Origin of the sequence: Ensifer adhaerens (assembly GCF_002940685.1) — a bacterium.
In the GTDB taxonomy this organism is placed as follows: Bacteria; Pseudomonadota; Alphaproteobacteria; order Rhizobiales; family Rhizobiaceae; genus Ensifer; species Ensifer adhaerens_E.
Genome location: NZ_PNFP01000003.1, coordinates 171,339 through 191,002, shown reverse-complemented (window position 1 = coordinate 191,002; position 19,664 = coordinate 171,339). Strand labels below are relative to the sequence as shown.

The following is a 19,664-nucleotide window of genomic DNA, read 5'->3' as shown; positions in this document are numbered from 1 at the left end:
TTTACCTCCCTGCCGCCGCGCGCGCGGGTGCCGAGACCGAAACATCAGCGAGTGAGCCGCGCTCGACCAGCCGGCACGGCAGAAAAATCCGCCCCTGTTCCGGACGGCCCGAAATCTGATCGAGCAGGCATTCGACCGCGCGAATACCGATCTGCCGGCCGGGCTTTTCAATCGTCGTCAGACCGGGCCAGGAGAAAGCACCCGCCGGAATGCCGTCGAAGCCGAGAATGGAAATATCCTCCGGGCACCGGAGCCCCGCCTCGCGAACGGCGATCATGGCACCGAGTGCCATCAGATCGTTGGCGACGAAGACGGCGCGACTGCCTCTCCACGGCCCGGCAAGCAAGCGCCCCATGGCCTTTCGTCCGCCCTCGACCGTGTAGTCGGATTCTTCGGCCAGCAAGATGTCGGGATCGAGGTCGCGCGCGACGCAATGCTCGTGCACGGCGCGCAGGAAGCGGGCACGTGCGAGACGCGACCGCGGGCCGAGCATCAGGGCCGGCGCCGGGTGCCCGCGCTCGACGAGGATATCCATGCCGAGACGGACCGCCTGGGCAATGTCCGAGCCGACGCTCAAGGTATCGGGGAAGCGCTCGGCGCTCGACCCGATGAAGACGAAGGGCAAGCCGAAGCGGTCGAGATCATCGAAATTGTCGGCGACCGGATTGATGATCGCGCCGTCGACGCGGGCTCGCCGCAGGGCACGCAGATGCGTCGCTTCCTTCCCGGCATCCCAGTCCGACGAGAAGACCAGAAGCGAAATGTCGTCCTTCGCCGCACGGTCCTGCGCGCCGCGGGCGACTTCGGCCCAGAATGGGTTGGTGATATCGGGAATGACCAGGCCGAGCAGGCCACTGCGCCCGGAGCGCATGCCGACGGCCAGGTGATTACGCTCGTAACCGGTGACCGCAACGGCTTTCAGCACACGATCGCGTGCCTCGTCGGAAATGCTGGCGGACCCGGCCAGAACACGCGCAACCGTGCTCTTCGAGACCCCCGCCCGTTCCGCAACGTCGATGATGGTGGCCCGTTGTCTGGGTCCGTTCTTCATGTTTCCTCCCGGGCAGAAAGCCGCCTTATGACGGTGGCTTTCAAGCTCGTGGGAACGTTACCATGAACTTTCACGACTTGGCAAGAGAGGACCCCGAGCGCCGATGGCCGCATCTGCAAAAGAACGTTGAAGGAAGCTATCCATCAGCCGTGACCGCAAAACGGTCGCGACACGAAAAAGCGCGGCAGGCCGCTACCGCCGCGCCCGTACGCACGAAGAAGGTCCGGTCAGAACGAGCGGGGTGCCGGGTCCAGAAGCTTCACGCTGCCGGCGGTCACCTGGTAGATCGCGCAGGTTCGCTGCACCGAGCCGTCCCGCGTGAACCGGAAGGTGGCGGCCGCACCGACGAAACCGTTTGGCGCGCGGATGCTTTCCTGGTTGATGGCGTTTTCCCCCTGGGTGCGCACCAGGCCGGCTGCAAGGGCGATGACGTCGAAGCCATAGGCCGCATCTGCACTTGCCGCACGCTCATAACGGTCAAGGAAGCGTGACGTCATCCGCGAACCGTTCTCCGGGCCGAAGAGGCAGAGATGGCTTCCTGCAAATTCGGGTCGCTTGTAGGCGGCATTCGTCCAGCCGGAGCTTCCGACGACCATCGCATTCGGTTTCAGATAGCCGTTGGCCTTGAGCTGCGACAGTGAGCCGACCTCGCCCCCCTCCGATCCGATGAGGAGAACCGCATCAATGTCCTCGAGTTTTGCCTTGGTCGCCGCGTCGCCGGAAAATGTCGTGGTGCCCGTCACGGCGACCAGCTCCGGCTTGACGCCATAGCTCGCCAGGCCGCGATCCAGCCTTTGTCGTTCGGCGGCGGAGACATCGCTGGGCACGAGCACGACCAGCCGCTTGCGGCCGGAAGCAAATGCGTAGGAGGCGCCCTCGACCGCACTGTCGATGCGGTCGGAAACGAACGTGTAGGTGCCCGCCGGGCGCTCGGCGCCGTTGCCGCGCAGCACCAGCAACGGAGACCGGGAAGCGCCAAGCCCTTGGCGGACGGTGCTGACCGGCACGTCCGCGACCGAAAGCGCGATGAGCGCGGCGTTCTGGCCCGCGAGGCGCTTGGCCGCGTCCTGGATCTGCTGTGGCGAACCGTCGGTATTTTCGACCAGCAGCGAAAGCTGGCCGCCGCCGACCTCGTCCACGGCGAGCGACGCCCCGTCGCGGATATCACGTTCGCGCACCGTTTCGCCCGAGGGCGCCATCAGGGCGGTGATCAGCCCGATGCGCGTCGGACCGCTCGCGAAGCTCTCCTGCGGCTTCACCGCGTGCTCGGCGGCGCGCCGGGCATGCCTTGCCTGCGGCGATTCAACGTCAAGCACCTCAGGAGCGGTGGGCGCGCCCTGACAACCGGCGAGAACGCCAAGCGCGAGCACGCCGAGTGCCAGCCATTGCCGGCACGACGGCACCCGCCGTGCCGGTGAAACCACAACGTGGGGCATGACGATCATACCTGTCGTCTCAATTCATGAAGTGCCGCATTTTGGCGTAGAAGCAATCGCACTTGGCAATGTAGTCCTCGTCACGCCAGCTGGATTGCAGGTAACCATAGGCCTTGCCGCAGGCGACCTTGGTCTCGGACGCCCAGACGAAGGCCGGCCGCGTCGAGGAGATCCAACGCGGATCGTCGGCGACGGCGATCGCCTCGTCCATGCGCGCCACGACTGCCTCTGTCAGCGTGGCAACGTCCTGGTCGGCGGCGAGCGTCGACTGGCTGAGCTCGGTGCACTGTCTGGCCGCCGGCGCATAGTCGCCGACAAGATCGGCCGCGAAACTCGATACGGGCATCAGTGCGAGCATCACCCCCGCCAGCATGCTTCTGCTCATGAAAAGCTCCCCCTGGATATGCGGTTCCCGGATGATTGCCGAGAACCGCTGAACTGTCGAGATCGACGTTGCGCTTATCAAACGTCCTGCTGCGTTTTCGTCCCGTTGTCGTTGAACAGGACCTTCACGGCTTCGCTCGAGACCTGGAAGTTCTCCAGCACGGCAACCGTATGCCAGCCGCCGCTGCCGGAGCTGCCATCAGTGTCGACCTGCAGGTTGGCGTTCTTTCCGTCCTGCACCACCTGGACATAGTCGCCATCGAGTTGCGTGTTGGCGGGGAGATTGCCGAGCAGAGCGGACAGATCGACGAAATCGTCGTTGCCGTCATAGTCGGTGATGACGTCGGCGATGTCGAGTTCAAGGTCTTTCGCATCGAGCACGAAAGTGTCGTCGCCCGAGCCGCCCGTCAGCCTGTCGACGCCCGTGCCGCCGTAAAGAGTATCGTTGCCGGAACCGCCACTCAGCGTATCGTTTCCGGCATCGCCATAGAGCGTGTCGTTTCCGCCGTTGCCCGAAAGCGTATCGTTCCCCGCACCGCCGGCGAGAATGTCGCCATAGCTGCTGCCGTAGAGCTTGTCATTGAAGTCCGAGCCAATGACGCCTTCCATGTCGCGGTAGTCTATTTCGCCCAGGCCGACGCTGGAAAGGTCTACTTCGTCACTGCCTTGATCCAGAGTGAAGGTAATACCCTTCGTCGCATCGGAGAAATTGAGCAGATCCGTGCCCGCGCCGCCATCAATGTCGTCATCGCCGGCGCTTGCATAGATGATATCGTTGCCCGCCTGGCCGTAAAGGTCGTCATCGCAAGCCCCGCCCTGGATCACATCGTTCCCGGCGCTGCCCGTGATGCTCCCGGAGCCATCGGACACGAAGGTGAGTGTCGAGGCGTTCGACAGATCGCCATCCTTGTCCTGCCCGGTAATTCCGAAGGTCAATGTCAGATCCGACGTGGAGGTAGCCTCGACGTAGCTGAACACCGGCTTGAAGGCGACATCGATGTCGCCCTTGCCGACGAGTTCGATATAGTCGAACTTGCCAAGCACGCTTGAGGTTATCGTTATGCTTTCCTGGCCCTTGGCCACGGTTATGGGACCAGGAAGGGTAACCAGCGCACCGTTGCCGTCCCGGACCTTGATCTCGAGGGTCCCGCCGGTTTGAACCTTTCCGAGCTGGAGCGTAAACGATGTGACGTCAGCGTCCAGGGTGATGCTGAACTTCTCGTTGGCCGTGAATGAGGTGTTGCCGATGCCAAACTCATTTCCATCTTTGACGGAATAGGCATTGAACTTCGGATCGGAGCCTCCGGACCTTGCCAGCGCCTCGAAGGTCGCGAAGTCGAACTCATATTCTTCCTGCGGCTTGTTTGGGATCTCGCTGTTGCCGTCGACGGTCTTTTCCGCCCCGGGGCGATCCTTCAATTGCTCCAGCTGATAGGTGCCGTCGGTATTGGTCGTCAGGCGGTAGATGCTGGTGCCGAGACTGTCCTTGACCAGCACCTGTCCGGTGCCTATCCCCGTGGCGGCCCAGCCACTCGGCAGCCCGCCGACGCTGTCAATCTTGTAAATCTTGATCCCGTCGGCACCCGGCGTCGCATTGATGAGGCCTTCCAGTGCGCCGATACCGTTGCCCATGTGGGCGCTGCTGATGGATTGGATGGTCGGTACATCGTCGACGATCCGGATGTTGAGCGTGGCATCGCTCGTCGAGCCATCTTCATCGGCCACTTCGACGACGAAGTTATCGAAGACCCCGCTGTCGGCTCCAGCGGCATCGTGCCCCAAGCTGTTGTCCTGCAGCAGATAGCTATAGGTGAAGGTTGCGCCCGTCACCGTACCGTTGACCGTCGTTGGCGAGTAGCCAGTGATCGTCAGAAGTCCAAGTGCCGTGTCCACCGTGGTGCCTACGGCGTAGGCGCCCCCCGTCACGACCGCGGTGCCATTGATCTTCAGACCGGCGAGCCCGTCCGGCGTCGTCACGGAGAAGCTTCCGACCTGCGTAAGTGCAGCCACATTCGGCGATGAGCCATCCGAGAGATTTTTCTCGTAAACCGTCTCCTCGGCGCTGGACGACAGCCCGTTGATGCTGACACCGTCATCGGTGCCTGTGATCGTGATCGTTACCGTCTGTTTGGTCGTACCGCCGTGGCCGTCATCGATGATCACATCATATTTCTGCGTCAGCGTCTCGCCGCCATTCAGCGTATCGAGCACGCCATCGGCAACCTGGAAACGCCAGCCGACCGAGTCGCTTGTCTCGGCTCGGGGGTCGAGCGAGAAAGTACCCAAATAGCCCCCGCCTTGCGCCGTGAAGCTGACGCTGTGCGTATCCAGCGTATCGACGTCGGTAAACGTCACCGTGCCGCCCTGCATGTGCGTCACGGTGTTCTCGCCATCCGTACTGTCGGCGATCTCCGTAACCGCACCACTCTGGGCGTCCGATGTGATCACCGGTGCGTCGTTCGTGCCGGTGATCGTGATCGTCAGCGTCTGCGTCGCCGTGCCGCCCTTGCCGTCAGCGACGGTGACGTCATAGGTCTGCGTCAGGATCTGGTCTGCCTGCAGCGAGTCGAGCACGCTGTCGGCGACCTTGAAGCTCCAGCCGACAGAGTTACCCGTCTGGTCCACCGGGTCGAGCGAGAAGGTTCCGAGATAGCCGTTGCCGTTCGCCTTGAAGCTGGCGCCGTGCTGATCCAGCGTGTCGACGTCGGAGAAGCCGACCGTGCCGCCCTGCGAATGCGTCACCGTGTTCTCGCCATCCGCCTTGTCGGCGATCTCCGCGACGGCACCAAACTGTTTGTCCGATGTGATCACCGGCGCATCGTTGGTACCGGTGATCGTGATCGTCACCGTCTGGGTCGCCTTGCCACCCTTGCCGTCATCGACGGTGACGTCATAGGTCTGCGTCAGTACCTGACCGGCCTGCAGCGAGTCCAGCACACCATCGGCAACCTTGAAGCTCCAGCCGACGGAGTTACCCGTCTGGTCCACCGGGTCGAGCGAGAAGGTTCCGAGATAGCCGTTGCCGTTCGCCTTGAAGCTGGCGCCGTGCTGATCCAGCGTGTCGACGTCGGAGAAGCCGATCGTGCCGCCCTGCGAATGCGTGACCGTGTTCTCGCCATCCGCCTTGTCGGCGATCTCCGTGACGGCGCCGCTCTGAACACCCGACGTGATGATCGGTGCGTCGTTCGTGCCGGTGATGACCACCGTTACCGTCTGTGTCGCGGTACCGCCTTTGCCATCGTTGATGGTCACGTCATAGGTCTGCGTCAGCGTCTGACCAGCCTGCAGCGAGTCGATGACGCCGTCAGCAACCTTGAAGGTCCAGTTGACGAAATTGCCCCCCTGGTTCACCGGCTCGAGCGAGAACTTGCCGAGATAACCGTTGCCGCCGGCCTTGAAGCTGGCGCTGTGGGTGTCCAGCGTATCGACGTCGGCAAAGCCAACCTTGCCGTCGTGAACATGCACCACGGAATTCTCGCCATCCGCACCGTCGCCACGCTCTGTCACCGCAGCGCTCTGCGTACCGGAGGTGATCACCGGCGCATCGTTGGTGCCGGTGATCACGATCGTCACGGTCTGGGTCGCGATGCCGCCATGGCCGTCATTGACGAACACGGTGTACTTCTGCGTCAGCGTCTGACCGGCCTGCAGCGAGTCGATGACGCCGTCGGCGACCTTGAAGTTCCAGCCAATCTTGTCAGTTGTCTGATCGACCGGATCCAGCGAGAAGGTACCGAGATAACCACGGCCTTGCGGCAAGAAGCTGGCACTGTGGGTGTCGAGTGTATCGACGTCGGTAAACGTCACCTCGCCGCCCTGCGTATGCGTCACCGTGGTCTCGCCGGTCGCGTTGTCGGCGAGTTCCGTCACCGTAGCGCTCTGCGCACCGGAGGTGATCACCGGGACGTCGTTCGTGCCGGCGATCACGATCGTGACCGTCTCCGTCGCCGTGCCGCCGTGGCCGTCATCGACGGTGACGTTGTAGGTCTGTACCAGGATCTGGCCGGCCTGCAACGAGTCGAGCACGCTGTCGGCGACCTGGAAGTTCCAGCCGACCTTGTCGGTTGCCTGGTTCAGCGGGTCAAGCGAGAAGGTACCGAGATAACCATTACCGCCGGCCGTGAAGCTCGCCGTGTGCGTGTCGAGCGTATCGACGTCGCGAAAGCCAATCGTGCCGTCTTGCGTATGCGTGACCTTGTTCTCGCCCGGAAAGCCGTCAAAGCGTTCCATCACGCCACCGACCTGCCAGCCGGACGTGATCACCGGGGCATCGTTGGTACCGGTGATTGTGATCGTCACCGTCTGGGTCGCCGTGCCGCCCTTGCCGTCAGCGACGGTGACGTCATAGGTCTGCGTCAGGATCTGGCCGGCCTGCAGCGAGTCCAGCACGCGGTCGGCGACCTTGAAGCTCCAGCCGACCGAATTGTTCCCCTGGTCCACCGGGTCGAGCGAGAAGGTTCCGAGATAACCGTTGCCGTTCGCCTTGAAGCTGGCGCCGTGCTGATCCAGCGTGTCGACGTCGGAAAAGCCGACCGTGCCTTCTTGCGTGTGCGTTACCTTGTTCTCGCCATCCGCCTTGTCGGTGATCTCCGTGACGGCCCCGCTCTGAACACCCGACGTGATGATCGGTGCGTCGTTCGTGCCGGTAACCGTGATCGTGACCGTCGTCGACGACTTGTCGCCATCTCCGTCGGTGATCTCATAGGTGAACGTATCCGTTACCACCTGGCCTGCAGCAAGGCTTTGGACACCGGCAACCGCATTGTTGAGCGTGTATGTGTAGCTGCCGTCGGCATTAAGTACCAACGTGCCGTACTGCCCCGCCGTCGAGCCGCCGACGAGGCCTGCCGTGCCGCCAAATGAAACGGACGTCACTGATACGCCGTCAGCACCCGCGACATCCTTCACACCGTCCGTGCCGTTCGCATCTGAACCGCCGGAACCGGTGAGCACGTTACCATCGGCAACAACCGCCCCGTCTTCCGACACGCTGTCCACGTCCGCAGCAGCAAGGGGCATGTCGTCGGAGACCGAGACCGTCACCGTGCCTTCGGCCTTGTCGCCATCGGTGTCGGTCGCGATCACCTTGACCTGACCCAGTTCGGCCAGGTCGTCGGTGGTGATGCCGAGGTGGCCGGCGTAGTTGCCGTTCAAAGTTGCCGTCACCGCCGCGCTGTCGCCGGCGCGCACCAAGTCGAGCGTGACGATCGCCACACCGCCTGCCCGGCCAATGATCTGGGTATCGGAAACACGATCCCACGTCAGCGCACCGCTCAGCCCGCTGGTGTCGCCGAATGCAATCTTCGCAATGGCGTCCGAACCCGCGACAAAGCCGATTGTGCCGCTGCTCGTCTCGGCGCTACCGGCCGGCGTCGAGCCGTTCACAAGGTTTTGGTCGTCGAGCGTCAGCGATGCGGACGCAGCCCGTGGATCAACCGACGGGCCGTCGCCGTCCGTCACCTTGATCGTCTGGCTGTCGCTCGTCGTGTCGTTGTCGCCGTCCTTCGCCGACAGCGAGAACGTCACGTCGAGGCCGCTGGCATTGTTGAGGTTGCTCGCCGCCTTGAACGACCAGGTCTTGTCCGCATTGACCGTCAGCGTGCCCTCGGCGATCGTGAACACCACCTTTTCGCCTGCGCTCAGAGTAAGCGTCTGCGTCGTGTCGCCGACTGTCACGTCCACCGTGCCGACTCCGTCGGCACCCGCCGTCAGCGTCCAGTTGCCGTTCAGCGTCTGGCCCTCGGCAACCTGCCCCGGTTCCGGAGTGGTGATGCCGATCACGGGAATGTCGTCAACGACATCGACCCGTAGCGTGGCCGTGCCGGTCGCGCCGTCACCGTCGGTAACCGTCAGGGTGAAGATGTCTCGGTCCTGCTCCACATTGGCGCCCGGGTTGACGCCAGATCCGGTGACCGCACGCGTCAATTCGTAGGTGTATTGCGCGACACCGGTCGCGGGATCGTAGGCCGTGATGGTCAGCACGCCGAACTGGCCTGCAACCGATTGCCCGACGAGACCGCCGATGGCAAAGGTCTGACCGTTGATCGTCAGGCTGGCGACGTCACCGGCACCATCAGGATCGGAAATGGTGAAGATGCCCGTGACCGACGCGCTGCCGTCGCCGGCGCGCGATCCGCTGGCGAGGCCCGCTTCATCGACCTGCCGGTCACTGACGAAGATGCCACTGGGGTCGCTGTTGCCGTCAGGAATGATCGAGGGCGCATCGTTGGGGTCGAGGGTTGGAGGCAGAAACTCGACCGTTTCGAGCGTCGGAAACTGCAGTGCGGTCGCCGCGAGCAAGCCTATGGCCGGGCCAGCCTCGCCGATGTCGCCGTTGGCCCCGGCGAATTCGCCGCCGCTGCTCTGGTTCGACACGACGCTGATGCTGCCGTCCGGGCCGGCGGCGACGTTGATGCCGTTTTCTCCGAGCACCGCCACGAGGGTTTCCCGCGGGATTTCTGCATCGCCGATCAGGAAGGTCGGAACCTTCAATGCCGCATTGTGAATGGTGATCGTGGAACCGTCCGGCTGTTCCAAAACGATATCCGTGCCAACGACCTTGATCTTCTCGATCGACGCGCCGGCGGGCAGGTGCACGACATTCGAAGCGTCGGCGCTGACCTCGGTCGGCATCGGCGGTGTCTGAGGTGCGGTCCCCGCATCTTTCACGGCGGCGCCGGTTGCCGGGTCAATCAGTTCCGGCTCCCCTGCCGGAGCGGCCTGCGCGACCAGGCGGCCAGCCTTGCCATCCGGCGCGTTGCGGAACTCGATTGCCTCTGCCGGCGTTGCGGCGGCTTCGTTGGAAATTGCGGTACCTTCGGTTGCCATGGAAATACCCCTCGACCTTTGCGGGGGACGAAAACATCAAGCTTCCAAGAGCGCAATCGGTCCTGCAGGGCTTTCGCCTGAAACGGCATAATATATTATGCTAGCACCCAAAATTGGTGACGTTAGTACAAATTTAGTAATTCTAGTCATCTCCCGGAAACCAATTTCATTCCGGCGACCTGCGCCTCGCGAAGGTGGTAGCGTCGCCGCTTTTGGCGAACCGCAAACCCCCGTGGCTCCGCGGCACCGCTACGCCTCGCCGGAAGCAGGCGAATGTGACCGTCATGACGGGCACCGACCATGACCACGACGCCTTCCCTGTAAAAGAGCTTCCCGCTCCAAAAGAATACACAAGTATAAAATTTGAATAAAATTTTAGGCAAAACGTATTTTTCTGAGGCACTCTAAATAATGCATACGGATTTACCTGCATTTTTCTTTTCATTTGTACGGTGCTCTCAAGAAACCGAGAGACACGGCGATGAACAAGACGAGCTGGAAGCACTGCGGGGCATATCTGAAGACTTCTGCCTTCGCGATCGGCCTCGTGTCAGTTTTGGCAACGACACCCGCGCAGGCTAGCCAAGCGCGCGTGCTCAGCGCCGGTCTCCTGCACCAGATGGTGAGCTTGGCAAGCCCGCTCGCTGCCGTTGCGACGCAGACCATCGACATCTGGTCGAAGCAGGCCTCGGAAGTCCTCAAGCGCCAGCACGTGGAGAAAGCAGCGCTGGCGGCCCGCCCGGATCTCGGCGCGCGGATGCCGGCACAGTCGAAACCATCGGCCGTTTTCCACTCCGTTGCGTTCCGGGTGTCATCGATCCCGGTCGCCCGTACATGGAAAACCGTCTACCCGGCAGTCGTGGCGGCGGACTTCAAAGAGTGCGCTGAGCAGAGCGGTTGCGCCGCGCGCGACATTCTCGGCAAGGCCGTGGAAAATGCCGACGGTCTCGCCTTCCGCCAGAAGATCAGCGGCATCAATCGCACGGTGAACCGGATCGTTCGCTATCAACCGGACGCGGAAAACTACGGGTCCAAGGACTACTGGGCGACGCCGGACGAAATTCTTGCCCGCGGCAAGGGCGACTGTGAAGACTATGCCATTCTGAAGATGGCCGCCCTGAAGGCGGCGGGCCTGCCGTCGGAGGCGATGTCGATCGTGGTTCTGCGCGATGTCCGGCGCAACCTTTATCACGCCGTCCTCGCGATCACGACGAGCCAGGGCCACTTCATTCTCGACAACCTCAGCGACGAGGTAAAACTCGACAGCGCCTTGCCGAACTATCAGCCGCTGTTTTCGGTCAGCGCCGATCGCTCCTGGATCCACGGCATCAAGACCACCGGCGACAAGGTCGCGTCCGCCGTACCGTTTGCGGATGTCATGCCCGGCGAAGGCATCGCTGTCCGCTGAGAGCGAGCCCCGCCCTTCAGGCCGCAGGCGTCCTGACGGTTTCGCCAACGGCGACGGCGTTGCGCCCCACTAACCCAGGATGAAGCCGATAATCACGTCCTGGTCGGCGAGCGGGGCGAGTGCGGCGTTGAGTTTGCCGCGCGTGACCTGCCCCTGCACGCCGATGGTGAAGCCCGCCGGCTGCGGCTCGCCCGGCGCCGCTTTCAAGCGCTGGACAAGATCGACGAACTGTACGTCGAACGAAAGCCTCAAGCCATGTGCCGCCTGCGGCTGCTGCGAGCCCAGCACGCGCGTCTGGACGAAGGCGAGAAATGCCGGGTTGTAGGCGACGATGTGCTTGCTGCCTGTGAGCGCGAAGGCTGGCGATGGGCTGGCGCGTACCTGACTGCCGACAGCGGCGAGGCTGCTGCGCGTCTTGGCCGCTTCGAGCCGATCGCGAAGGTGGCGCGTTGCGACATAGCGCAGACGTGCCGTCAGGTTGCCTTCACCTTCGAGCTCCCTTTCGCAGGCCGCAACGATATCGGCGAGCCGGCGCCCTTGCCGTGCTGCAAGCTCGCCGAGACTACGCCAATAGATTTCCTCGAGCTTGATGCCGCGGCGTTGACCGTCGACGGTAACGACGCGGAACCGCAGTGTGCTCATGTCCTCTTCGGGCGCGGGAGGCCGCGTTTCGCTCATGGGTCAGCGCTCCCGCAGAGCTTCCTCGCGGGCCTTGTTGATCGGCTTCATCAGATAGGCGAGGATCGTCTTTTTTCCGGTCATGATGTCGACCGAGGCAATCATGCCCGGCATAATCGCATATTCGCGTCCATCCTTCACAAGCGCGGCCATGTCGGTCTTGACGCGCACGAGATAGTAGGTCTCTCCGCTGTTCTGGTCGACGAGGCTGTCGGCGCTGACGGTCTCGACCACGCCGCCGAGCCCGCCGTAGATCGAGAAGTCATAGGCCGAAATCTTGATCAGCGCCGGCTGGCCGGCCCGGACGAAAGCGACGTCCCGCGGCGAAAGCCGCGCCTCGACGAGCAGCGTCTCCGAGGTCGGCACGACGCCGCCGATCACCGCACCCGGCGTCACGTAGGCGCCGACCGTATTGACATCGAGCGTATTGATGATGCCGTCGACCGGCGAGCGAATATCGGTATTGGCAACTCGGCTCGTCGCGCCGCGAATGGTCTCCTCGATCACCGAAAGCTGCGAAAGCGCCTCGGTTTTTTCCGCCAGGGCCTCCTGCTTCAGCTGCAGCGACAGCTCCGTCACCTGCAGCGATGCCTCCTTGAGCGCCGCCTCGAGCTTGCCGACTGATTCCTTCCAAAGCGCAAGCTGCCCCCTGGTGTCGGTCAGCTCCTTCTCGACCCGAAGGAGTTCCGTCTGCGCGACGAGCTTGCGCTTGGCCATCGGCTCGAGCAGCCCCAGCTCGCGCTCGGTCACCTGCAGGCTGGCGCTCAGCCGGGTGATGTTGGCCTCCGCTTCCGCCAGCTCCTTCTGACGCTGGCCCTCGCGGGCCTGCATCACCGACAGCTTGTTGTTGAAATTGCCGGCCTTGGCCTGGAGCAGCTGCTCCTCGTTGGCGCAGATGGCCGGAGCGACCTTTGCGATATCGTCGGGGCAGATGTACTTGCTGTCGTAGGCGCCGGTCTCCTCGAGTTCCAGCCGCGCGATCTGTGCGCGCAGCGAGCGGGCCTTGGCCTCGAGCTCACCCAGTGACGAGCCGCTCGCCGTATCGTCAAGCCGCAGGATCAGATCGCCGCGGCGCACGACCTGCCCGGGCTGCACCGCGATCTCGCGCACGATACCGGGCTCGCTCGATTGAATGATCTGCGTTTTCGAGACGGGAATGACCTTGCCTTCGCCGCGGGCGATCTCGTCGACTTCGGCGATCGCCGCCCAGGCGACAAAGGAGCTGATCAGCAGGCCGATCACCAGCAGCCCGGCACGCGCGGCCAGTGGCGGTTTCTCAGTCATCTCGGCGCCCTCCCCGACGTCGGGACCGGCATTGCGTCGCCATCATATGGACAGGGGTCGATCATAGCCCCGCCCCTTCCGTCGGCCCGGCGGGACCGGAACGCCGCTGCAATTGCTCGATGACGGCCGCCTTCGGTCCATCGGCGACGATACGGCCCCGGTCGAGAACCAGCAGCCGATCGACGAGGCTTAGCATGCTGTGGCGGTGGGTCGAGATCAAAAGGGTCACGTCGCTGCTGAAGACATTGGATAGCTTGTTGATCAACTCGCGTTCGCTGGCGAGGTCCATCGCACCGGATGGCTCGTCGAGGAACACCACCTTCGGCTTGCGCAACAGGAGCCGGGCGATGGCGACCGCCTGGCGCTGCCCGCCGGAAAGCTGGGAGCCGCGCTCACCGACCGGCATGTCGTAGCCGCGCGGATGATGCGAGACGAAATCGTCGACGCCGGCAAGTCTTGCGGCCGCAACCACCTCTTCGTCGCTCGCGGTCGGGTTCGCCATCAGGAGGTTTTCCTTGATGGTGCCGGAGAAGAGGTCGGAGTTCTGCGACACGAACGAGACCGCCGAACGAACGACGGAAGGATGCAGTTGCCGGATATCGATGCCGTCGAGCAGGATGCGGCCGGCGCTCGGCGGATAGAGGCCCGCCAGAAGCCGTCCGATCGTCGTCTTGCCCGAGCCGATGCGGCCGATGATGCCGACGCGCTCGCCCGCCTTGATCGTGACGTTCATGCCGCTGACCACCTTGTGGTCCGTTTCCGGGTAGGCGAAGTCGAGGTTTGCAAAGGTGATGCTGCCGTTGCGGATCTCGCGGTTGACGAAGCCGATCGTGTCGGGCCGGTCCTCCGGCTGCTCCATAACGGCATTGAGGATCCGCAGCGACAGAATGGCCTGGCGCAGCCGTGCCAGTGTCATGGCGATCTGGCCGAGCGGCGCGACGGCGCGGCCGGCAAGCATGCTGGCGGCAATGATGGCACCGGACGAAATCTTGCCCTCGGTAAACGCGTAAGCGCCGGCCACGACGATGCAAACCGTCACCAGTTGCTGCACGAATTGCGTTGCATGCGAGGCCCAGGAGGAAATCTCCTTGATCTGTTCGGATGTGTTCGAGGAGTGCTTGGCAAGCTCGTTCCAGCGGCGGAGCAACTGCTTTTCCGAATGCAGCGTCTTTACCGTCTCGATCGCGCTGATGGTTTCGACCAGCAGCGCCTGGCGCTGGGCCGATTCATTCGATGCGGCGGCGACGCGGTTGCCGATCTTGTACTGCGCGACGTAGCCGATCACGAGACTAAACAGGAAGGCGACCGCCGGTATGACCGCGATCCAGCCCGCCACCGCATAGACGGCTGCGATGAAGACGAAGACGAAAAGGCTGTCGATGATCGTGCTCAGCGTATTCGACGTAAAGAATTCCCGCACGAACTCATACTGCATCGCCCGGTTGGCGTATTCACCGGTCGAGGGCGGCCGCGACGCCATGGTCGCATGCAGGATCTTCTCGAACAGCATGTAGGAGAGCTTCAGATCCGCCTTGCGGCCGGCATAGTCGATCAGCGCCGCGCGCACCGTCTTCAAGAGGAAGTCGAAGAGAATGACCGTGCTGATGCCGAGCGCCAGCACCCAGAGCGTCGCGATCGCCTTGTTCGGCAGGATGCGATCATAGACGTTCATCGTGAAGAGCGGCGCGGCGAGCGCCAGCACGTTGATGAAGAATGCCGCGATTGCGACCTGCACATAGGCTTGCCAGAACGGTTTGATTGTGGCGGTCAGCCAGTGGCGGCGGTCGATGCTGCGCGCCTCGCCGACGCCGCGGCCGGACGCCGTGTTGAGATAGGTGGCCGAAAAGGACACGGCATAGGCGAGCCCGTCGACCTTAAGGTCGGCCAGCCTTACCGCCGCCTCGCCGGGCGGCGCCATTCTGTTGGAAAGGCTGAGCGTGCCGTCGGGCGCCTCTTCCAGAAGCGCCATGGCACGGCCGTCGCGAAAGACGAGCAGCAGCGGATAGACGAAATCGCGATTGCCGATCGCGCGCGCGGAAACGAGCTCCGTTTCCAGGCCGACCCGCTCTGCGATACGGGAGACGTCCTCGGCGCTCGGCAAGCGAGGGTCGAAGGGTACGTCCGAATAGAGCACGCTGTCTGACGAGGGGCGGTTCAAGAAGATGCAAATCTCCTTGAACGCCTCGGAAAAGCCGGTCAGAGACGGGCCAATCTGCACATGCCTGTCAATGCCTTGCATCACCACCGGTTGTGTCCGCCCTGACGAGGACTATCATTTCTGCCGGATCGGCGCCAGCAAGTCGAGCGGCAAGTCGTTCGTCTGACGCGAAGGCACACGGCGATAGGTTTCCGTAGCCGGGGCATCCGGGACGTTGAACTCGTTGCGCGCGTAGGCTTCCGCCTGCGCCGGCGCCTTGATCTTCATTGTCGGCAGCAGCTGGCCTGTTGCTGCCAGCAGCCGGTACTCGGCAAACAACGCAGCATACTGCGAGGTCTTCGCAAGCACACTGACGTTGAAACGCGAGTTCTGCGCGCCGAGCACGTCGAGCAGCGAACGCTGGCCGACCTTGAGCTGTTCGCGATAGGATTCGACGAGCTGCACGTTCATCTGCGCCTGCGCGTTCAGCGTGCGGGCGATGTCGTACTGGCTGCTGCGGCGCTCCCAGGAAATGCGCACGGCTTCCTCGACTTCGCGATGCGCCTGGTGGAAGACCAGCCGCTGTTCGCTCGCCCGGCGCATCTGCTCCTGCTCGTTGGCGACATCGATGCCGCCGCGATAGAGGTTCCACTTCGCGACGATCCGGCCCTGTGCGTCCCAGGTGTTGCCGGTCGAGCCATCGATATCGTTGCCCGTGCGTACGCGGCCCTCGGCGAAGACTTCGGGCAGCATGTTCGAACGCGCCGCCTTGACCTGCGAGTCCGCGACGTTGATGTCGGAGTCGGCGGCCTTGATCCGCGGATTGTTGGTGCGGGCGATACCGATCGCCGTCTCGAGCGTCTTCGGCAGGGCGCCGGCGACCGACTTCGGCATGGATGGGTTGGTGAGCGGCTGTCCGACCAGGCGGTTGAAGCTGATCTTGACCGTATCGAACGCTTCTTCCGCTTCCTGCAGGCGTGCCTTGGCCGCCAGCAGGCGTTCGCTTGCCTGCTGGCGATCCGCCTCGGTCAAGGCGCCGCCTGAAATCAGCGAGCTGATATCTGACAGGATCGACTGGTGCACACCGACATTCTTGCGTGCTTCCGCAACGATCTGCTGCTGGAGAATATATTCGAAATATTCGCGAACGATCTGCAGGCCAATCGTTTCCGAGCGCTCGAGCACACGGAAAGACGCGCTGTCGACGCGTGCTGCCTGACGCTCGAGCTCGGCACGACGGCCACCGCCGTCGAAGAGCTTCTGCGTGATGGTCAGTCCGACGTCGGATGGATAAAGCGGGTCGTTCTCGATCGAGCCGAGCCGACGGCTGCTGTCTTCGAGATGGCGCACGCCCGTCGAAGCTTCGACGTCGACGCTTGGCAGATACAGACCACGCGCCTGACGCAATTCGAACTCGATCGCCTCACGGTTCTCGATCGACTGACCGATTTCCGGATTCGATTCCATCGCGATCTGAAGCGCTTCCCTCAGCGTCATGGCTTCCGCACCGCTCGCGAACATGGTCGATGCGAGCAGGATAGAAAACAGCCCGCCCCTAAAAGTTTTCCCCGCTTTCAATACTATCCCCCTCGCAATCAGTACGTCATGCCGGCTAATCCAAGCGTACGTCGCTACTGCCCCAATTCGTCGACAGATAATACAGAGGTAATATAAGGCGGTGACCAATTTTGGGGTGGTCCCGGAAAGCCCCAAGCTTTCGCACGGCTATGTTGCAAAAATGGAACAGCAACGTCGCAACGAAAGACTCCGGTAACCTATTGAAAGAAAAAGGCGCCCGCGACAGCAGCTTTGGTGGCGGACATCCGGCCGCAACAAGCGGGGCATGCGTTCTGCAACTTTAAAGCGGTATCCAGGTCTGGCAATCAGCCGCTGCGAGCGATCGTCGCATGCCGCTCCGGCACGAGCTACGGCGGCCCCAACTCCTCAGGCAGAAGGCAGGCGTACGAAATCGACGCGCTGGACGCCTTGGGCGGCGACCATGACCGCCTCGGAGGCCGCCGCCCGGCGCAGGCGTTCCAGATCGACGCTGCCATCGAACAGGGCTCCGCCAACGCTGAGTTCAAGGTCGACCTTGCTGCCATCGGCCGAAAAATGCGCCGACGACAGGGCCTTTGTCAGGCGGTTGGAAACATGCTCCGCATCCGCCTCGGTTGCGCCGACGAGCACGACGTCGAAACTTGCAGGCCCGGTCCGGGCGACGATGTCGTCGCGCCGCACCGAGGTGCTGATCGTCGAGGCGACGAATTGCAGCAGCTCCTCGCTCCAGGCCGGGCCGAAAGCTGCGCCGACGTCATCGAGATTGTTGATCCTGAGGTGGATGAGCGCGCCGTGAAGCTCCTCGCCGGTGTGCTGGCGGCGGCGTTCGAGGCCATTGACCTGCTGCACGAGCCCACGACCGGTCACGCAGCCCGTCGTGGCATCATGGGCGACGACGTGATTGATCTGGTTGCGCAGGCGCTGCGCCCGGCGAAACTGCGTCGCCGCCAGGACAATCAGCGGCACGCCCATGAGCAGAGAGATCAGCGCTGCGCCGACCATGGCAGCCGCATAGGGCCGATCGACCAGGGCGACCAGGCTGAGATAGACCAGGAGCTGGGCAAGCACCGCGAACCCAACGATGCCACCGATGGCATATCGCGCGATCCGCCAATCTTTCTGCCCGTTGAACTGCACGTCTCTTTGCATGCCTCGCTCCCGATTCACGAATGTCGATCGGTCTAGCGCGAGTTTATGGATATTCCATTTCGATGGTACCTACAACTTTATGCAGTGCGCCTATTCTCCCAAAAAAATGCTCCAAAACGGGATGTGCACGGTAAGTGCTTGCGCGGCGAACCGTGCCCGGTCACATCAGACCAAAGGGCTTCACGCAAAAATCTCGCTGGGGACCGGAGGGACCCCCCAGCGAGTTGCCGCGTGCTGCAGGAACAAGTCGCGCGCGTGTTCCTGGCGGCGGGTCCGTCAGTTGATCGCGTTCCGGTAGAAGTTCGCCTCGACCTCCGCCATGCAAGGACCAGCAAGAGCCCGCCCTCGCGCGGAAGCGGCAGCATCACGAGGATCGCCGTCGCTTCGACGAAGGTCCCGAAGAGCAACAGGCGCGCCAGGCTGAAACGGGATACCCAATGGCGCACTAGGCGATCGGCCTTGAGCGCATCGCGACGCTCTCGATGAGGGCGGGCGAGTGAGGGATACAGGTGCCCGGCGCAGGTAGCCCGGGCACTCGCGTTGTTCTGCCTATCGTGAATTGACGATCCAGAAATCCTGCCAGTCCTGGAGCTTGGCGAAATCGTCCTTCGACGTCTCGGAATGCGGGACGTGCAGTTCGTGCACGACGTCGATGACGCCGGAGGCTTCTTCCTTCGGGATTTTCGCTTCCTGGTTGGAGGAGATCTTACCGTCGGCGAGCTGCGGCGCCATGCCCTCCTCCGTCATCATGAAGTGAACGAAGAGCTTGGCCGCGTTCGGGTGCTTCGAGCCCGAGGCGATCACCGCCACGCGCGGGGTCAACTGACCGACCCAGGGCTTCAGGCCGGCGCAGATGCCCATGCCGTAGCCATTCTTCTTCGCGTCGCGGAAAATGGCGGAGCTCAGGAAGCCCATGAACGGCTTTTGCTGCCCGGCCGCACCGATGATCGGGCCGACATCCGTGTCGCTGCGGGTCACGCTCGGCTTGTTCTTGGCAAGGCGCTTGACCCATTCGGCCGTCGCGCTCGCTTCTTCCGTTTCAAGCGGCTTGCCGAAGAAGGCCTCATAGGCCTTGCGCATGTCGTCGTCGTCATGCGCCTGGATCTGGTTGAACCAGAACATCGTTTCGTTGCGCAGCAGGGGATCCGGAATGGCGACACGGCCCTTCCAGTCTTCCGTCGTCAGCGCCCAGACGTTGTCGATCGGGCATTTGTCGCCATGGACGTCGGTGTTGTAGGCCCAGACCCAGGGGTTGAGGCTGGTGATGGCGGGCGTCTGATACTGGACCGGCACGACGGCCATCAGGTCCGGCGGCATCCAGCTTACGCCGGCGCCCTGCGCAATGATCTCCGAGGTGACAGACGGCAGGTTGCTCATGTTGAAGACGTCGGAGCGGACGCTTCCGGCTGCGGCTTCACGCAGGATGACCTGCTGCTGATCCTGGCCGCTCAGCTTCACGCCGGTCGCCTGGATGCCGTATTTCGCTGTGAAGTTCTCGGCCATGGAGACGATCTTGCCGGTCGCGTCGACGACGGTGATCGGCCCTTCCTTCTTTGCCGCCTCGATCAGGGCCTCAAGCGTGTAGTCGGCATCGGAAATGCCGATCTCGGCTGCGTCCTGAGCCGCCGCCGGTGCGACGAGCGCCACCAGCGATACGCCGGCCAGAATGGCGCGGCGAACGGATTTTGGCAGTCTACCTTCTTGTATTGACAGCATTTTATCCTCCTTACGGTCAATTGCTGTGTCGGGATG

General features: G+C 63.0%; 11 protein-coding genes. 1 reads left to right on the top strand and 10 read right to left on the bottom strand.

All coding sequences use genetic code 11. The features are described from left to right. Position 1 precedes the first annotated feature (1 nt). The 4 genes from C1A35_RS06965 to C1A35_RS06950 form a co-directional block, all read right to left on the bottom strand. The gene (locus tag C1A35_RS06965; RefSeq protein ID WP_104663623.1) at positions 2-1,051 is read right to left on the bottom strand and encodes a LacI family DNA-binding transcriptional regulator; all 1,050 of its coding nucleotides are present in this window, start codon (positions 1,049-1,051) and stop codon (positions 2-4) included. 227 nt (positions 1,052-1,278) lie between these two features. Next, a complete protein-coding gene (locus C1A35_RS06960) occupies positions 1,279-2,487 on the bottom strand; it encodes an ABC transporter substrate-binding protein (RefSeq protein ID WP_158665008.1) in 1,209 nt (402 codons plus the stop codon). Positions 2,488-2,506: 19 nt separating this feature from the next. Continuing rightward, entirely contained in the window at positions 2,507-2,872 is a 366-nt protein-coding gene (locus C1A35_RS06955) for a hypothetical protein (RefSeq protein WP_104663923.1), read from the bottom strand. A gap of 77 nt (positions 2,873-2,949) precedes the next feature. Next, entirely contained in the window at positions 2,950-9,699 is a 6,750-nt protein-coding gene (locus C1A35_RS06950; RefSeq protein ID WP_104663621.1) for a VCBS domain-containing protein, read from the bottom strand. Positions 9,700-10,180: 481 nt separating this feature from the next. On the opposite strand from C1A35_RS06950, the gene C1A35_RS06945 reads away from it, so the two are divergent. Next, a complete protein-coding gene (locus C1A35_RS06945; protein ID WP_234822813.1) occupies positions 10,181-11,107 on the top strand; it encodes a transglutaminase-like cysteine peptidase in 927 nt (308 codons plus the stop codon). Positions 11,108-11,176: 69 nt separating this feature from the next. Here C1A35_RS06945 and C1A35_RS06940 read toward each other — a convergent pair whose 3' ends face one another. The 6 genes from C1A35_RS06940 to C1A35_RS06915 form a co-directional block, all read right to left on the bottom strand. Beyond that, complete coding sequence (locus tag C1A35_RS06940) at positions 11,177-11,749, bottom strand: ribbon-helix-helix domain-containing protein (protein ID WP_234822812.1); 573 nt, start codon at positions 11,747-11,749, stop codon at positions 11,177-11,179. A 39-nt stretch (positions 11,750-11,788) separates the two neighbouring features. Then, positions 11,789-13,069, bottom strand: a complete 1,281-nt coding sequence (locus tag C1A35_RS06935) for an HlyD family type I secretion periplasmic adaptor subunit (RefSeq protein ID WP_104663619.1) — start codon at positions 13,067-13,069, stop codon at positions 11,789-11,791. A 61-nt stretch (positions 13,070-13,130) separates the two neighbouring features. After that, positions 13,131-15,308, bottom strand: coding sequence for a type I secretion system permease/ATPase (locus tag C1A35_RS06930; RefSeq protein WP_104663618.1), 2,178 nt, complete (start codon positions 15,306-15,308; stop codon positions 13,131-13,133). 33 nt (positions 15,309-15,341) lie between these two features. Continuing rightward, on the bottom strand, positions 15,342-16,727 hold the full coding sequence (locus C1A35_RS06925) for a TolC family outer membrane protein (protein WP_104663617.1): 1,386 nt from the start codon (positions 16,725-16,727) through the stop codon (positions 15,342-15,344). A gap of 423 nt (positions 16,728-17,150) precedes the next feature. Then, the gene (locus C1A35_RS06920; protein ID WP_104663616.1) at positions 17,151-17,912 is read right to left on the bottom strand and encodes a GGDEF domain-containing protein; all 762 of its coding nucleotides are present in this window, start codon (positions 17,910-17,912) and stop codon (positions 17,151-17,153) included. Positions 17,913-18,461: 549 nt separating this feature from the next. Then, entirely contained in the window at positions 18,462-19,628 is a 1,167-nt protein-coding gene (locus C1A35_RS06915; protein ID WP_104663615.1) for an ABC transporter substrate-binding protein, read from the bottom strand. Positions 19,629-19,664 lie beyond the last annotated feature (36 nt).

Bases quoted from the DNA above. Each gene is read 5' to 3' on its own strand.
- C1A35_RS06940 (WP_234822812.1), bottom strand. From the start codon at position 11,749: ATGAGCACACTGCGGTTCCGCGTCGTTACCGTCGACGGTCAACGCCGC.
- C1A35_RS06965 (WP_104663623.1), bottom strand. From the start codon at position 1,051: ATGAAGAACGGACCCAGACAACGGGCCACCATCATCGACGTTGCGGAA.
- C1A35_RS06915 (WP_104663615.1), bottom strand. From the start codon at position 19,628: ATGCTGTCAATACAAGAAGGTAGACTGCCAAAATCCGTTCGCCGCGCC.
- C1A35_RS06920 (WP_104663616.1), bottom strand. From the start codon at position 17,912: ATGCAAAGAGACGTGCAGTTCAACGGGCAGAAAGATTGGCGGATCGCG.
- C1A35_RS06960 (WP_158665008.1), bottom strand. From the start codon at position 2,487: ATGCCCCACGTTGTGGTTTCACCGGCACGGCGGGTGCCGTCGTGCCGG.
- C1A35_RS06925 (WP_104663617.1), bottom strand. From the start codon at position 16,727: ATGTTCGCGAGCGGTGCGGAAGCCATGACGCTGAGGGAAGCGCTTCAG.
- C1A35_RS06935 (WP_104663619.1), bottom strand. From the start codon at position 13,069: ATGACTGAGAAACCGCCACTGGCCGCGCGTGCCGGGCTGCTGGTGATC.
- C1A35_RS06930 (WP_104663618.1), bottom strand. From the start codon at position 15,308: ATGCAAGGCATTGACAGGCATGTGCAGATTGGCCCGTCTCTGACCGGC.
- C1A35_RS06950 (WP_104663621.1), bottom strand. From the start codon at position 9,699: ATGGCAACCGAAGGTACCGCAATTTCCAACGAAGCCGCCGCAACGCCG.
- C1A35_RS06945 (WP_234822813.1), top strand. From the start codon at position 10,181: ATGAACAAGACGAGCTGGAAGCACTGCGGGGCATATCTGAAGACTTCT.
- C1A35_RS06955 (WP_104663923.1), bottom strand. From the start codon at position 2,872: ATGAGCAGAAGCATGCTGGCGGGGGTGATGCTCGCACTGATGCCCGTA.